12 protein-coding genes are annotated in these 14,771 nt (G+C 59.8%); 11 read left to right on the plus strand and 1 reads right to left on the minus strand.

Going from position 1 to position 14,771, the window contains the following annotated elements:
* Nucleotides 1-77 precede the first annotated feature (77 nt).
* The 5 genes from C1J02_RS07970 to C1J02_RS07990 all read left to right on the plus strand — a co-directional run bounded on the left by C1J02_RS07970 (nt 78) and on the right by C1J02_RS07990 (nt 6,520).
* Complete coding sequence (locus C1J02_RS07970) at nt 78-1,529, plus strand: aldehyde dehydrogenase family protein (protein WP_114880461.1); 1,452 nt, start codon at nt 78-80, stop codon at nt 1,527-1,529.
* The gene (locus C1J02_RS07975; protein ID WP_114878091.1) at nt 1,529-2,506 is read left to right on the plus strand and encodes a membrane dipeptidase; all 978 of its coding nucleotides are present in this window, start codon (nt 1,529-1,531) and stop codon (nt 2,504-2,506) included. Before C1J02_RS07970 ends, C1J02_RS07975 begins: the two co-directional genes overlap by 1 nt.
* 66 nt (nt 2,507-2,572) lie before the next feature.
* Nucleotides 2,573-4,117, plus strand: coding sequence for a BCCT family transporter (locus tag C1J02_RS07980; RefSeq protein WP_114878092.1), 1,545 nt, complete (start codon nt 2,573-2,575; stop codon nt 4,115-4,117).
* A gap of 70 nt (nt 4,118-4,187) precedes the next feature.
* Nucleotides 4,188-5,879, plus strand: a complete 1,692-nt coding sequence (locus C1J02_RS07985) for a hypothetical protein (RefSeq protein WP_114878093.1) — start codon at nt 4,188-4,190, stop codon at nt 5,877-5,879.
* Nucleotides 5,876-6,520, plus strand: coding sequence for a DUF3726 domain-containing protein (locus C1J02_RS07990; protein WP_114878094.1), 645 nt, complete (start codon nt 5,876-5,878; stop codon nt 6,518-6,520). The genes C1J02_RS07985 and C1J02_RS07990 overlap by 4 nt, the downstream gene beginning before the upstream one ends.
* A gap of 31 nt (nt 6,521-6,551) precedes the next feature.
* Here C1J02_RS07990 and C1J02_RS07995 read toward each other — a convergent pair whose 3' ends face one another.
* Nucleotides 6,552-7,334 carry a helix-turn-helix transcriptional regulator gene (locus C1J02_RS07995; protein WP_114878095.1) on the minus strand — a complete coding sequence of 261 codons (783 nt, stop codon included), beginning with the start codon at nt 7,332-7,334 and terminating at the stop codon, nt 6,552-6,554.
* Between the two features lie 123 nt (nt 7,335-7,457).
* Between C1J02_RS07995 and C1J02_RS08000 the strand changes: the two genes are divergently transcribed.
* The 6 genes from C1J02_RS08000 to C1J02_RS08025 are packed head-to-tail and all read left to right on the plus strand — an operon-like array spanning nt 7,458 to nt 14,770.
* Nucleotides 7,458-9,437, plus strand: coding sequence for a CocE/NonD family hydrolase (locus C1J02_RS08000; protein ID WP_114878096.1), 1,980 nt, complete (start codon nt 7,458-7,460; stop codon nt 9,435-9,437).
* A 22-nt stretch (nt 9,438-9,459) separates the two neighbouring features.
* Complete coding sequence (locus C1J02_RS08005; RefSeq protein WP_114878097.1) at nt 9,460-11,022, plus strand: ABC transporter substrate-binding protein; 1,563 nt, start codon at nt 9,460-9,462, stop codon at nt 11,020-11,022.
* Nucleotides 11,023-11,040: 18 nt separating this feature from the next.
* Nucleotides 11,041-11,979: an ABC transporter permease gene (locus C1J02_RS08010; protein WP_114878098.1), complete on the plus strand. Its 939-nt coding sequence runs from the start codon at nt 11,041-11,043 to the stop codon at nt 11,977-11,979.
* Between the two features lie 12 nt (nt 11,980-11,991).
* Nucleotides 11,992-12,870: an ABC transporter permease gene (locus tag C1J02_RS08015; protein WP_114878099.1), complete on the plus strand. Its 879-nt coding sequence runs from the start codon at nt 11,992-11,994 to the stop codon at nt 12,868-12,870.
* Nucleotides 12,867-13,844 carry an ABC transporter ATP-binding protein gene (locus C1J02_RS08020; RefSeq protein WP_114878100.1) on the plus strand — a complete coding sequence of 326 codons (978 nt, stop codon included), beginning with the start codon at nt 12,867-12,869 and terminating at the stop codon, nt 13,842-13,844. Before C1J02_RS08015 ends, C1J02_RS08020 begins: the two co-directional genes overlap by 4 nt.
* On the plus strand, nt 13,841-14,770 hold the full coding sequence (locus tag C1J02_RS08025; protein WP_114878101.1) for an ABC transporter ATP-binding protein: 930 nt from the start codon (nt 13,841-13,843) through the stop codon (nt 14,768-14,770). Before C1J02_RS08020 ends, C1J02_RS08025 begins: the two co-directional genes overlap by 4 nt.
* Nucleotide 14,771 lies beyond the last annotated feature (1 nt).

The raw sequence follows: 14,771 nt of genomic DNA on the forward strand, positions 1-14,771 counted from the left end.
GTTATTTGAGATTGAGTGAATCGGCATCTGATGTCAATCACCGTGGGTATTTCGAAAACCAGCGGGGAAAAGACGACATGAGCACACTTCACAAAAACCTGATAGCCGGCGCATGGGCAGCGGGCGAAGGCGAGATTGAAAATGTGAACCCGTCGGACCTGAGCGATATCGTCGGCCTGTTCGCGCAGGCAGATGCCGCGCAGTTGGATGCAACACTGGACCAAGCGCGCGTGGCACAGGTGGAATGGGCGGCCTACGGGATGGAGCGCAAGCAAGCGGTCCTGATGGCGATCGGCAACGAGATGATGGCACGTGCGGAAGAACTGGGCACATTGCTCAGCCGTGAAGAGGGCAAACCTCTGGCCGAAGGCAAGGGTGAAGTGTACCGCGCCGGTCAGTTCTTTACCTACTACGCCGCCGAATGCCTGCGCCAGCTGGGCGAAAACGCCGATTCCGTGCGCCCCGGCGTCGAAGTTGACGTGCGCCGCGAGCCGGTCGGTGTGGTCGCCATCATCAGCCCGTGGAATTTCCCGACTGCCACAGCATCGTGGAAAATCGCTCCGGCGCTGTGCTATGGCAACGCCGTTGTGTGGAAGCCCGCGAACGTGACCCCCGCATCTGCGGTGGCACTGGCAGAAATCATCGACCGTCAGGATATTCCCAAGGGTCTGTTCTCTCTGGTGATGGGGGCAGGGCGCACCATTGGCCAGCGTCTGGTCGAAAGTTCGAAGATCAACGCGATTTCCTTTACTGGCTCTGTGCCGGTAGGCCGCGGCATCGCCACGGCAGCAGTGCAGAACTTTACCAAAATTCAGGCCGAGATGGGATCAAAGAACGCCTTGGCCGTGATGGACGATGCGGACCTTGATCTGGCGGTGACACTGGCGCTTGGCGGAGCCTTTGGCGGCTCAGGTCAGAAATGCACAGCGTCGTCGCGTCTCGTGGTGCATGCCGGCATCCACGATGCCTTTGTCGAAAAACTGGTGGCCGGAGCGAAAGCCATGAAAGTCGGTCATGCGATGGAAGCGGGCGTGCAGATGGGCCCGATTGTCAGCGCAGAGCAACTGGCCGAGAACCTCAAATACGTTGAACTGGGTCAGTCCGAAGGGGCCGAACTGGCCTGCGGTGGCGTCCGGCTGGATATGCCGCATCAGGGCTATTACATGAGCCCCGGCGTGTTCCTGAACACCACCAACGATATGCGCATCAACCGCGAGGAAATGTTTGCCCCTCTGACAAGTGTCATCAAGGTCGGCAGCTATGACGAGGCTTTGGCCACCGTCAATGACACCAATTTTGGCCTGACCTCCGGCATCGTCACGCAGAGCCTTGCCCGCGCCACGCACTTCCGCCGCAATGCGCGTACCGGTGTGGTTACCGTGAACCTGCCGACCGCAGGCACCGATTATCACGTGCCCTTTGGCGGGCGTGGGGACAGTTCCTACGGGCCGCGCGAACAGGGCAAGGCGGCGGCGGAATTCTACACCACCGTCAAGACCGCCTATATCGCTGCCGGGACACCACTCTGATGCGCATCGACAACCTGCAATATGCCAACTGGTCGGAAAAGATTTTCCGCCAGTTGCGCGAGGGCAAGGTGGATGCGATTCACGTCACCATCGCCTATCATGAGACATTTCGCGAAACGGTGCTGAACTTTGAGCAGTGGAACCGCTGGTTCGAACAATTCCCCGATCTGATCATGAAGGGCCAATGGGCCAGCGACATCGACATCGCCCGCGAAACCGGGCGCACGGCGGTGTTTTTCGGCTTTCAGAACCCGTCACCGATGGAAGACGACATCGGGCTGATCGAGATTTTGCACACGCTGGGTGCGCGCTTCATGCAGCTGACCTACAACAACCAGTCGCTGCTGGCGACCGGGTGTTATGAGGCTGAAGACAGTGGCATCACCCGCATGGGCAAACAGGTCATCAAGGAAATGAACCGCGTCGGGCTGGTCATCGACATGAGCCATTCGGCAGATCGGTCCACCATCGAGGCGGCAGATCTGTCGCAGCGGCCCATCGCGATCACGCACGCCAATCCCTATGACTGGTCGCCCGCGCTACGCAACAAGAAGGACGATGTGATCCGCGCGGTGACGCAAAACGGCGGCATGCTGGGCTTTTCTGTCTATCCGCATCACCTGAAAGGCAAATCCGCCTGCACGCTGGAAAGCTTCTGCGAGATGATCGCGCGCACGGCTGAGAAATTCGGTGCCGAACACCTCGGTATCGGCACGGACCTCTGTCAGGATCAGCCCGACAGCATCGTCGAATGGATGCGCGTCGGGCGCTGGACCAAGGAAATCGACTATGGCGAAGGCTCCGCCTCGGCGGCGGGTTTCCCGCCAATGCCAGACTGGTTCAACGACAACCGCGATTTCGGGAATATCGAAAACGGCTTGTTGGCCACCGGCATGAGCAAGCATGAGGTCGCCGGGATCATGGGCGGCAACTGGTACAAATTCTACGCGGAAAACTTCACACCCCATCAGAAATAGCCGGTCTGGACCCGCTGCCAAAAGGGCAGGGGACAGGCAGGCACTTGGCATTTACGGGAGGTAATAATGTCAGACACGCCCATCACCGGAACCCCAGTCGGGACCGGTTTCAACAAACCGCTTTTTGCAATCTCGGGGGGCTTTATCGCGGCCTTCTGTCTTTTGGCGCTTTTCAACCTCGACGCCCTATCGGCGGCTGTCGACTGGGGCTTCAACTTTGCAGCGACTTATTTTGGCCTTTACTGGCAGATCCTGTTGCTGGCCACATTCCTGATTGGTCTGGTGCTGTGCGTTCTGCCCGGTGGTCGCGCCATCATGGGCGGTTTGGCCGTGCCGGAATTCACCGTGTTCCAGTGGGGCTCGATGATCATGTGTACGCTGCTTGCGGGCGGCGGCGTGTTCTGGGCCGCAGGTGAGCCGATTGCGCATTTCCTGTCCTCACCACCGCTTTATGGGGCAGAGGGGGCCACAGAGGCCGCTGTCAATCCCGCCATGGCGCAAAGTTTCATGCACTGGGGCTTTCTCGCCTGGGCCATTCTGGGCTCGCTCAGCACCGTGATGCTGATGCATTACCACTATGAAAAAGGCCTTCCGCTGGCCCCGCGCACGCTGCTCTATCCGGTCTTTGGCGACCGCGCGATCAACGGCCCGATTGGCCTGATTGCGGATGCGGCTTCCATCATCGCGGTGGTCGCCGGAACCGTGGGGCCGATCGGCTTTCTTGGCTTGCAGGTCAGCTATGGCATGTCCGCGCTCTTCGGCTTCAGCGACGGTTTTGCAATGCAGGCAACTGTGATCGTCGGGCTGACCATCATCTACACAATCTCTGCGATGACCGGTCTTTCGCGCGGTATTCAGCTGTTGTCCAAGATCAACGTTATCCTTGCCGCAGCGCTGTTGCTGTTCATCCTGATTGCAGGGCCCACCGGGTTCATCTTTGGATCGTTCTTTTCGGGCTTTGCCACCTATCTGGGCAACTTTTTCCAGATGGCGTTGTTCCGGGGTGATGCGGCTGTGTTCGGTGCGCCGGGCTGGCTGGGCTGGTGGACCGTGTTCTTCTGGGGCTGGTTCATGGGTTATGGCCCGCTGATGGCGATGTTCATCGCGCGCATTTCGCGGGGCCGGTCCATCCGGTCGATCATCATCATGCTGTCCATCGTCGCACCCATCGTCACCAACTTCTGGTTCACCATCATCGGCGGCACGGGCATTTCGATGGAACTGGCAGAGCCGGGCACCATCTCGGCGGCCTTCGAAGGGTTCAACCTGCCTGCGGCCTTGCTGGCCATTACCACCAACCTGCCGCTTGGCTTTGTCGTCTCGGTGCTGTTTCTGATCCTGACCACGATCTTTGTGGCAACCACGGGCGACTCGATGAGTTATGTCATCGCCTCTACAATGAGCGATGGTGACATGCCGCCTGCTGCGATCCGGGTGTTCTGGGGTGTGACCATGGGGATCATGGCGATCATCCTGATCTCTGTCGGATCGGGCGGTGTGTCCAAGCTGCAAAGCTTTATCGTGGTGACAGCGGTGCCGGTGTCACTGATCCTGCTGCCCTCGCTTTGGGACGCGCTGCGCATCACGATTGCCAAGGGCAAGCAGCTCTGATGTTACCCTTGTCCGGGCGGCCCCTGCCGCCCGGACATTCCACTTTGCTTTGAAACCAGATGAGGATGCCATGTCTGCCATAGAACTCCGCGATCCAAATCTCGTGATGCGCCTTGCCCGGTTGGGCAGTTTTCATCAGTCGCGCCTGTCCTTCATGCGCGTCTTGACCCGCCGACTTGCCAGCGAAGGCTGGCGGTTTGAACAGACCGCCTTTGACGTGGATGACATCGGCGTCGGCCACGCGGTCTATACCGCCCACGGGCCGGATCACAGTTATTCTCTCGTGGCTTTCGCCCACGATCTGCCGCCCGAAAGCCGCTCTGACCGGGTCATTGCCGAGGCATGGGATGCGACATTCACGCTCTTTGATGGGGTGCCGACGGATGCCGATATCGCGCGCCTGTCGCAAAATATTCCGCTCCAGGAGGCGGGCCGCGTCACCAGCCGCGAACTGTCTGTGTCGCGGGCAAACCGGTCCGTGCGGCTGTGGGAACATGTGGTCTCGCAACTGGCCGCTGGTCAGCAGCCCGACACGGATCAGATCGAGGCCGTAGGGTATCTGATGCGCACCACGGCGGTCTATGGGTCGGGCAAGCTGGGTGCCGCTGACCGCGAAATGCTCGCCGACCGGCCCGAGTTTCAGTCCCCGTTTCAGGTTGAGATGCTGTCGGTTTTCCTGACCCGCTGGTTCGTACGCGATCTGGTGCAGCATATGGCCGATACCCGCGCCGCCGCCGCCGGACAAACCGCAGCCGCACTTGATCCGGGCATCGCAAGGTCCCTTGGCATCGGTAATTCAACAGGTCTGGGCATGGCACCATTTCTGCTCAACCATCCTTTGTTGTTCAACAACTGGATCACCGCCCGCGAAGAGGCGATCCGACTGGTGCGCGACATCGAAACGGCGACCCCGGCTGAGGTGACGCTGTTTCGCGAACTGGTGCAACGCAGTCAGACGACCATCGCCGCATGGCGGTCAGATCATCCTGCGCAAGTGAAAAAGCTTGCCGATCTGCGTGCTGATCTTGCCAGCATTACGACCTATCTGGACGGGTTCTCCTTTTCGGACAGCCACCCATGGGACCGGCTCTTTCAATGGGCTGTCGCCAACCTGACCTCTGAAGGGCAGGAATGGCTGGCCTCCCTGATGCTTGAACCTTACGGCGCGAAGGTGGATCACCTTGCTGCCCGCATGGCCGCTGATACAAACGCCAATTTCCGGATTTCAGGCGGGATGACTGTTGGTGCGATGCGCAAGCAGATTGCCGACATTTATGGCTGGGCGCTGGATACCGACTGGAAAATGCCTGCGAACAAGGCGCGCGCCTGGTATGTGTCCGAGGAAAAGCTGGAGCCGCGCCTTGGCGAACGCTTTGAAGAGCCGATTGAGGAATACGAACAACCGCTGGCCCCCGGTCGGGATGCGGCGGCCCTGTTCGAGGCGCTGACCCATTGGCCCGATGACGTGCAGATCGCTGAATTCCTGCTGCGCCATCCCCGCCATCGTCATACGGTGCGCCGGGTTCAGATCGTGGGCCGCGCGCCCTATGCTGAAATTCGCGACAACACGATCAGCAGCACCATCCTGCCGATTGACATGCTGCGCTGCAAATTGTCGTTCTTTGGGGCCACGCAGTTTGACCCACGGTCTGACCGCTGGGTGCGTATCTGCCTCTATGGCAATGCGCCCTATCCGGACGAACTGAGCCCGGACAACGCCGATTTCTGGATTTATCCCGACGTGACGGAGGCCAGCACATGACCTATTCGCTGAACGAGATTGAGGCGCTGAGCAAGCGCGCGGCGCGTGGATCGGGGTTGTCTTGGGGATTGGCCGAGGAAGCGGCGAAAGGTACGCGGTGGCTTGCCTCCTTTGACCTGCCGGGGCCGCAATTGCTGGCCAACCTGCTGGAACTCAACGACCGCCGCGCCGAAATTGACGTTTCGCCAGTGTCACTTGAAGGCGTCTGGAAGGCACCGGCGGGCCGCATGAGCCCGCTGATCTCGGGCGCGTCGCTCAGTGATTGCGCCGGGCGTCTGCTGGCGTTGGGGCAAATCCAATTGCAAAGTGTCAGCTATCCCTTGCTGGTTGTGCCGTTCCTTGGCGGTGCGGCGCTGCGTCTGAAAACCCCGGTTTCGGTGGCCTGGGATGGCGTGCGGCTGACAACAGACGGCCATCAGCTTTGTACCGAAGGGGAGGACGGGCTGTCTGCGGATCACACGCCCCTGATGACCGTTTCGGCACCCGCTGTCATGGATGGCCCAAAAGAGCCAGTGATCAGGGCACAGGTATCGTCCGAATGCTGGGCGACACTCAGCCGATTTGCGCACCGGACATTTGCACCCGCAACTGACGAAAGCCGCGCGCGGGGCGCTGGTGCGGGCCTGACCGACAACGATTGATGCGGGTCACCCCTTGCAGGGTGCCTTGCGCCTATTCCTCTCCAGCCATTCCCGTTTTCTCGAGCAGGAAGTTACGGATGGTCGGGTCGATAGACGCGTGGTTGACCGGATAGATGCCGCATTTTTCCAGTGCGCTGCGCAGAGATACACGGCTCTCAATCTTTTTCCAGATGGCCCGGGAGGAATAGGGCATGCGCCGCGGGCGCCATGCGAGGCCCAGGGTCATACCACGCAAATAGGTTCTTTGCTGGCGGTGTGCCGGATAAAGCACCGTCTCGGTGATCGACCCTTCCTGTTCACTTTCAAATTCGACCACAAAGATGCGGCTGCCATGGAAGCTGCAGCGACCATCATAACGTGTGCGTTGCAGACGTTCCTGTGACGGTCCCCGTCCGCGTTCAATCGTCCGCGTGTTCATCTGGCCGTTCTCTTCGTCGATGAAGGTTGCACCAATCATGATATGATCAGGCCAGGACGGTGTCAGAAAGTGGATATGATAGGCACCGGCATAGTGCCTGAGCCGTGCCAAATCGCCGGGGAAGGCATTTGCAAAGGGGTCCTTGTGCACCGATGGGCGGTTCCGGTTCAGATGCCCCCGTGCAGCAACAAATGTCGCGTTGTCGGAAAGAAGCAGATGTTCCATGACATCAAAATAGAGCGCGATCCGCCGCAGATTATGCGCTGATGGCATGCCCGCCCCGCTGAGATAACGGTTGAACTGCTGCGGGTTGATCCCGATTTCCCGGCAGATTTGCGCGGTCGAAACCCGCTCTGCACATATGTGCCTCAGATTTTTTGCGAAATTTTCATTCATGGGTCAAATCCATAAGCAACTATATGCAATACTGCTAACACTTGCTTAGTCTAGCGTAAACTCGCGTGATTGTAAGAAACACGTGCCTGCATTCTTCTCACTGAGCATTCATGGGGGAAGCAAATGCAGCGAATCGCAGTGACCGACAATTTCTGGATCGATCTGCCCGATGGGCGGCGTCTGGCGGCGCATATGTGGATGCCGCAGGGCAAAGGGCCGTTTCCCTGTATTCTTGAATACCTCCCCTATCGCAAGGGCGACGGCACGGCTGCGCGCGATGCAACGACCCATGCCGTCTTTGCCGAAGCCGGCTATGCCTGCCTACGCGTCGACATTGCCGGGACCGGCGATTCTGATGGGCTTTTTGACGACGAATATTCCGAGCAGGAGTTGCGCGATGGGGAAGCGGTGCTTGCCTGGATCGCGGCACAGGACTGGTCCGATGGCAAGGTCGGGATGATCGGCATTTCATGGGGCGGCTTCAACGGGCTGCAACTGGCCCATCGTCAGCCTCAAGCGCTGAAGGCTGTCGTCTCGATTGCCTCGACCACCGATCGCTATGCCGATGACATCCACTTCATGGGCGGCTGCCTGCTAAGCGATAATGCCGGCTGGGCGGGAACGATGTTTGCCTATCAGTCGCGCCCACCAGACCCGGCCAACCGACCTGACTGGCGTGCGGACTGGATCGAACGGATGGAGAAGCTGCCATTCATGGCTGCCGACTGGCTGGCCCATCCGACCCGCGACGGATTCTGGAAACATGGGTCTGTCTGCGAGGATTACAGCCGCATTCAGGTGCCTGTTCTGGCGGTCACCGGCTGGGCGGATGCCTATGTCAACGCGCCTGCGCAACTGGTCGAGAACATGAAAGCCCCCGCCAAGGCATTGCTTGGCCCGTGGGAGCATCGCTATGCCCATCTGTCCAAGCTGGGCGCTGCGGATATGCATTCAGAGGTGACCGGCTGGTTCGACCGCTGGCTGAAGGGCGAACAGAACGGGGCCGAAGACCTGCCCGATTACCGCGCCTTCATGCAAGAGCATTTCGACCCCACGGCCACCAATAAACCCCGCAAGGGCCGCTGGATCGCGGAAGCAAGCTGGCCATCGCCGAATGTCAGAATGCGGCGGGTGTATCCGGGCGCAGGCATGTTGGCCGATCAGCCGACCACGGGCGAGATGACTGTGGCGACCGCGCTCAGCGTCGGAAAGGCCAGCGGATACTTCTGCCCCGGGATGCGCATCGACAATGAATTGGCAGGCGACCAGCAGGACGACGATGCGGCATCGGTCTGTTTTGATCTGCCGCTGGAGGCACCGCTGGAACTGATGGGGCGGGCAGAGCTTGCGCTTTCCTTTACCGTGGACCAGCCCGTCGCACAGATTGTTGCGCGCCTGTGTGATGTGTCGCCCGATGGCGTGTCCCAGCGGATCACCTACAGGCCCTTCAATCTAACCCATCATGACAGCCACGAAACCCCGCAGGCCCTGATCCCGGGGCAACGCTACACCGCCCGGTTTGCCCTGAACGCTTGCGCGCATCACCTGCGGGCAGGTCATCGGTTGCGGCTGGCACTGTCCAGCAGCTATTGGCCGATCGTCTGGCCATCACCGAAACCCGCCCGGATCACGCTTGATCTGGCGGATTGCGCGCTGGATCTGCCGGTGCGGTCCGTGGCATCCGAGATCGCAACAGCGGCCCCCGGCGCGCCCCGCGCCTTTCCGACAATTGAGGCCGATACTTTGCGCGCGCCCTCATCGCGGGCGGCAACAACCACGGACCCGGGCGGCCAGATCATTCAGGAAAGCTTTGACGATTTCGGCGCAACACGCCTTGCGAGAAATGGGCTGGAGGCGGGCAGTCAGGTCAGCACCCGGTACACCATTCATCCCGATGACGGGGCCAGCGCGCGGTTCGACGCGCACTGGGTTTTCACCTACAGGCGCGGCGACTGGGAAGTTGAGATCAACACCGAAAATACAATGACCTGCGATGCAGAAAATTTCTACCTGCACCGCAATCTGCGCGCTGTTGAAGGCGCAACCAAAACCGAAGTCCTGACAAAAGAATGGTCGCAGACCATCCCACGCGGGCTTCTTTGAACCACCAACAAGGAGAATTGATATGAAAATCGAATGGAAGAAGGCCGCTGTTGGCCGCAGGAATTTCCTGAAAGGGGCGACGGCGCTGGGTGCCGCATCATTGCTGCCGATGGGATTTGCATCGCGAGCGATGGCGCAGGCCGATGGCGTGCTGCGGGTGCGGTCCTATGGCGACCTGAGCACAATGGACCCCGCGCACAGCGTTGGGGTGGTGGATGAAAACATCCATGCCTCTGTCTACAACAAGCTGATCCAGTATACGCCGGGCACTGAATGGGGCTGGCAGATGGATGCGGCGGCGATGATCGAACAGGCCGATCCGACCCACATCAAATTCGCCCTTCGTGATGATATCGGGTTTACCAACGGACACGGCGCGATGACGGCAGAGGACGTCAAATATTCGTTCGAGCGGATCATTGCGGACGCCACTGAATCCCCCAACAAACCGGACATGGGCCCGCTAAGCCATGTTGAGGTTACAGGCGAACGCGAAGGCACAATCGTGCTGAACGATCCCTTTGCACCAATCTGGACCATCGCGCTGCCGTACATCACCGGCAACATCGTGTCCAAGGCCGCGACAGAGGCTGCGGGCGGGCGCATCGGTACCGACCCGGTAGCGGAATCCGGCCCTTACCTGCGCGACAGCTGGAGCGCCAAGGAAAAGACCGTGCTGAAGCGCAACCCAGACTGGAAGGGCGACGCACCGGCGTGGGATACCATCGAAATTCTGCCGATTGACGATGAAAACACCGCCGAGATCGCCTTTGATGCGGGCGAGTTGGACCTGACCCGCGTCTCGCTGGGTTCGGTCGAACGGTACCGTGCAGGCGTGCCGAATGGCGGATCACTGATCGAGAATCCGTCGCTCTATTACGTCTGGTTGGGGATGAACCTTGATCATCCCAAATTGCAGAACATCAAGCTGCGGCAGGCGATTCAGCACGCCATCGACGTGCCGTCGATCCTGCAAGCGGCCTATTTCGGTGCAGTGGCCCCGTCGACCGGCATCATCGCCCCTGGCCTGATCGGGCATCGCCCGACCGAAATGGTCGCCCCCGAGGCGGATTTTGCCAAGGCGGCGGAATTGCTGGCGGAATCTGGTGAAACCAATGTGACGCTTGCGCTTGACGTGCTGAACAAGACCGAATTCACCACCACCGCACAGATCATTCAGGCCACGCTGTCGCAGATTGGCATCACGGTTGAGATTAACCTGCTGGAATCCGGTGCCTTCTGGGCCAGCGGTGACAACCCTGATCTGCAACTGGTGCTCAACCGCTTTTCGATGGCCCCTGATCCGTCCTATGCGACAGCATGGTTCACCACTGAACAGGCGGGCATCTGGAACTGGGAACGTTTCCGCAACCCGGAATTCGATGCGCTGCACGCCGCTGCAAGCGCTGAATCTGATGTGGCCAAGCGCGACGAGATGTATCGCCGTGCGCAGGACATGATGGAAGAAAGTGGTGCGTACCGCTTTATCACCCACGAGGCGACGCCGGTGGTGCATACCTCGCGCATCACGCCAGCACTGCGCCCTGATGGGCTGCCTTTGCTGCGCTATTTCGGCAAAGCATAATCAAAAAGGAGCGTCGCAATGTTCACATTCGCAATAAAACGATTTGCCCTTGCGGCGCTCATACTGGTGGTCGCGGTCACGGTCATGTTTTTGATGATCCGGGCGGTCCCCGGTGATCCGGTGACGATCATGCTGGGGCCGCGTGCCACGCCGGAACTCAAAGAACGGTTGATCGCCGAAATGGCGCTTGATCAGTCGCTGCCAAAGCAATTGTTGATCTTTTTCAGCGGCTTGCTACGCGGCGATATGGGGGTTGATGTTTTTTCAGGCCGATCGGTCACGACCATCGTCTTTGAACAACTTCCCCATACGCTCAAGCTAATTTTCTCTGCGATTGCATGGTCTGCCGCACTTGGGATCGCCTTAGGTTGTTATGCTGCGGCGCATCCCAATACCTGGATCGACAGGGCCGCCGCCGCCATTTCCGTCAGCTTTATCGCAGCCCCGGCCTTTGTTGTGGCCCTGCTGTCGCTGCTGGTCTTTGCGGTACAGTTACAGTGGTTTCCGGCGATTGGCGTAGGTGACGGGTTCTGGGACGAGGTGCATCACCTTATCCTGCCTTCGCTGGCCATCGGGCTAAGCTGGGTGGGCTATATTGCGCGGCTGGTGCGCGCGTCGATGCTTGAGGTGCTGGGCGAAAATCACATCCGCACCGCCCGTGCCTTTGGCCTCAGCGAACGGCGGATCATCGGCATCTATGCCCTGCGCATCGCCATTTTGCCGGTGGTGACGGTGATCGGTGTCGGCATGGGCTTTCTGCTGAGCTCCGCCGTGTTCACCGAGATCGTCTTTGCCCGCCCGGGGCTGGGCAAGCTGGTGATCGACAGCATCACGACCCGCAATTATCCGATTGTGATGGGCGCTGTGCTGGTGTCGACGGCGCTGTTTGTGCTGTCCACAGCGCTTGCCGATCTGATCAATGCCATTCTAGATCCGCGCGCGCGGACCGCAAACTGAGGGGGGCGCAAGATGACTGAGTTAACCGCAAACGCACCGAAAAGCCGGTCCGAACTGGCGCTGATCATTGCGGGCGTTGCCCGCGATCCGCTGGGCCTGATCGGCCTGCTGATTGTGGGGATCATCGTTTTGTCGGCCATTTTTGCATCATGGATCGTGCCCTATGATCCGGTTGCGATGAACATTCCCGACCGGCTGGTCGGGCCATCATGGTCACATCTGCTGGGTACTGATCAACTGGGGCGTGACACATTCTCACGGGTGATCATGGGCGGACAGGTGGCACTGAAGGTCGCACTTCCGGCGATTTTTTCGGCGATGGCGATTGGCCTGACGCTGGGGATGATCGCGGGCTATGGGCCAAAGTGGCTTGATAACCTGCTGATGTTGCTGTTCGACACGATCCGGTCCTTTCCGACGGTGATGTTTGCGCTGGCGGTGGTCGCACTGGTTGGCCCCAGCTTGCAGACGGTGGTTTTTGTGGTCATGGCGACCTCAATCCCGACCTATGGGCGGGTGGCCCGGACCCAGACGCTGACCCTGCGTAATAGTGAATTCATTCTGGCAGAACGTGCGATGGGGGCCAGCACGGCCCGCATTCTGATCGTGCATATGCTGCCCAACATTATTGGTGTTCTGGCAGTGTTGGCAGCGATGGACATTCCCACCGTCATCGCGCTTGAGGCCGGATTGTCATTCCTTGGCCTTGGCGTCAAACCTCCAACCCCAAGCTGGGGTGTGCTGCTGAAAGACGGCTATGCGCTGATCCGTCAGACGCCATGGCTAGTTGTCGGGGGTGGTTTGCCGATCATTCTGGCGACCCTTGGCTTCACCTTTCTGGGAGAAAGCCTGCGGGATGTCGTGGACCCCAAATTGAGGAAGAACCGATGACCGAGACCTTGTTGGAAATCGACAGCCTGAGCGTGAACTATGAGACCGCGCGCGGGGATCTGAAAGCGTTGCGCGACATAACCTTTGACGTGCGCAAAGGCGAGATTGTTGGTATCGTCGGCGAAAGCGGTTGCGGGAAATCGACACTGATCTCGGCCATTTTGCGGCTGGTTGCACCTAACACGCGGTTTCGCAAGGGCGAGGTTCGCTTCAAGGGTCAGAACCTGCTGCAAAACAGCGAACGTCAGATGCGGGGCCTGCGCGGCGGCGAAATTTCGATCGTGTTTCAGGACCCGATGCAGACGCATAATCCGGTGATTTCCATTGGCAAGCAGATGGTGGATATCCAGCACCGGTCGACGGCGTCAAAGGCTGAAAAGCTGGACAAGGCCGCGCAGATGCTGGCGGCGGTGGGTATCCCTGACCCCGTGGCGCGGCTGCGGCAGTTTCCGCATGAGTTTTCCGGCGGCATGCGCCAGCGGATCGCGATTGCGATGGCGCTAATGTCGGGCCCCGATCTGCTGATCGCGGATGAGCCGACCACGGCGTTGGATGCGACGCTTGAGGTGCAGATCATCGAGCGGCTGAAGGAGCTGCAGAAGGACGTCGGCTGTGCCATTCTGTTCATCTCGCATCATCTGGGCGTGATTGCGGAACTTTGTGATCGTGTGGTGGTCATGTATGCCGGTGCGGTGGTCGAAAGCGGCACGGTGCGCGAGATTTTTCACAATCCCAAACATCCCTATACCCGCCGTCTGATCGAATGCGACCCCGGCCATATCAAGGAACGCGCGCGCATCCTGCCGACCATTCCGGGCGAGGTGCCCGACCTTGCGAACCTGCCCAAGGGCTGTATTTTTCGCGATCGTTGCGAACAGGCAATGGACCGCTGCGCAACCATGCCGCCGCTGGCACGGCTGAGCGAGGGACACAATGCCGCCTGCTGGCTGAACCATGAAGAGGTACCGGCATGAGCAATGTTCTGGAAGTTCGTGACCTGCAAACAAGCTATGGTCCGGTCAATGTGCTGGCCGGGGTCAGCTTTGACGTGGGCGAGGGCGAAACCTATGCGATGGTCGGCGAAAGCGGGTCGGGCAAGACAACTGTCATTCGTGCCATTGCCGGGCTGGCCCCGGCGCAGGGCGGATCGGTCAAATTTGAGGGTCGTGAAATTCGCGGGTTGAAAGAGCGCGATTTTCGCCCACTGCGCAAAGACATCGCGATGATGTTTCAGGACCCGACCGGGTCGCTGTCGCCGCGCCTGACCATCCGCAACCTGATCACCGAGCCTTACAAGATCCAAGGCATGAAAGACCGCGATCTGGACGCCGAGGCAAAGCGCCTGCTGGAACTGGTCAACCTGCCTGCGCATTTCGCGGATCGCTATCCCTACCAGCTGTCCGGCGGGCAGGCGCGGCGCGTCGGTGTTGCGCGGGCACTGGCGCTGGAGCCCAAGCTGATTTTGGCCGATGAACCCACGGCGGGGCTCGATGTGTCGGTACAGGGTGAGCTTTTGAACTTGCTCAACGATCTGCGGGCGCGGTTGGGACTTTCAATGGTGATCATCACGCATAACCTGAATGTTGTGCGCCATGTCGCTGACCGAATGGGCGTCCTCTACCTTGGACGGCTGGTCGAGGAAGGCACGACGGAAGCGATTTTTCATACTCCCCGCCACCCCTACACGAACTGCCTGCTCAGCGCGAACCCGGAACCCGATCCCGATGCCCGGCTTGACCGGATCGCGCTGAAGGGCGAACCGCCCAGCCTGATCCAACGCCCATCGGGCTGCGAGTTCCGCGACCGTTGTCCGGTGGCCAGTGACGTCTGTACCGCTGTTCCGGCATGGGCTACGGATGGCGGCCATGGCGTGCGATGTCTGACGCCCCTGAATTCCTGAA

Origin of the sequence: Sulfitobacter sp. SK011, assembly GCF_003352065.1 — a bacterium.
Lineage (GTDB): Bacteria > Pseudomonadota > Alphaproteobacteria > Rhodobacterales > Rhodobacteraceae > Sulfitobacter.

What these genes read in the sequence shown, in the direction of transcription:
- C1J02_RS07985 (WP_114878093.1), top strand. Translation starts at nt 4,188, where the DNA reads ATGTCTGCCATAGAACTCCGCGATCCAAATCTCGTGATGCGCCTTGCC.
- C1J02_RS07970 (WP_114880461.1), top strand. Translation starts at nt 78, where the DNA reads ATGAGCACACTTCACAAAAACCTGATAGCCGGCGCATGGGCAGCGGGC.
- C1J02_RS08020 (WP_114878100.1), top strand. Translation starts at nt 12,867, where the DNA reads ATGACCGAGACCTTGTTGGAAATCGACAGCCTGAGCGTGAACTATGAG.
- C1J02_RS07995 (WP_114878095.1), bottom strand. Translation starts at nt 7,334, where the DNA reads ATGAATGAAAATTTCGCAAAAAATCTGAGGCACATATGTGCAGAGCGG.
- C1J02_RS08000 (WP_114878096.1), top strand. Translation starts at nt 7,458, where the DNA reads ATGCAGCGAATCGCAGTGACCGACAATTTCTGGATCGATCTGCCCGAT.
- C1J02_RS08005 (WP_114878097.1), top strand. Translation starts at nt 9,460, where the DNA reads ATGAAAATCGAATGGAAGAAGGCCGCTGTTGGCCGCAGGAATTTCCTG.
- C1J02_RS07990 (WP_114878094.1), top strand. Translation starts at nt 5,876, where the DNA reads ATGACCTATTCGCTGAACGAGATTGAGGCGCTGAGCAAGCGCGCGGCG.
- C1J02_RS07975 (WP_114878091.1), top strand. Translation starts at nt 1,529, where the DNA reads ATGCGCATCGACAACCTGCAATATGCCAACTGGTCGGAAAAGATTTTC.
- C1J02_RS08010 (WP_114878098.1), top strand. Translation starts at nt 11,041, where the DNA reads ATGTTCACATTCGCAATAAAACGATTTGCCCTTGCGGCGCTCATACTG.
- C1J02_RS07980 (WP_114878092.1), top strand. Translation starts at nt 2,573, where the DNA reads ATGTCAGACACGCCCATCACCGGAACCCCAGTCGGGACCGGTTTCAAC.
- C1J02_RS08015 (WP_114878099.1), top strand. Translation starts at nt 11,992, where the DNA reads ATGACTGAGTTAACCGCAAACGCACCGAAAAGCCGGTCCGAACTGGCG.
- C1J02_RS08025 (WP_114878101.1), top strand. Translation starts at nt 13,841, where the DNA reads ATGAGCAATGTTCTGGAAGTTCGTGACCTGCAAACAAGCTATGGTCCG.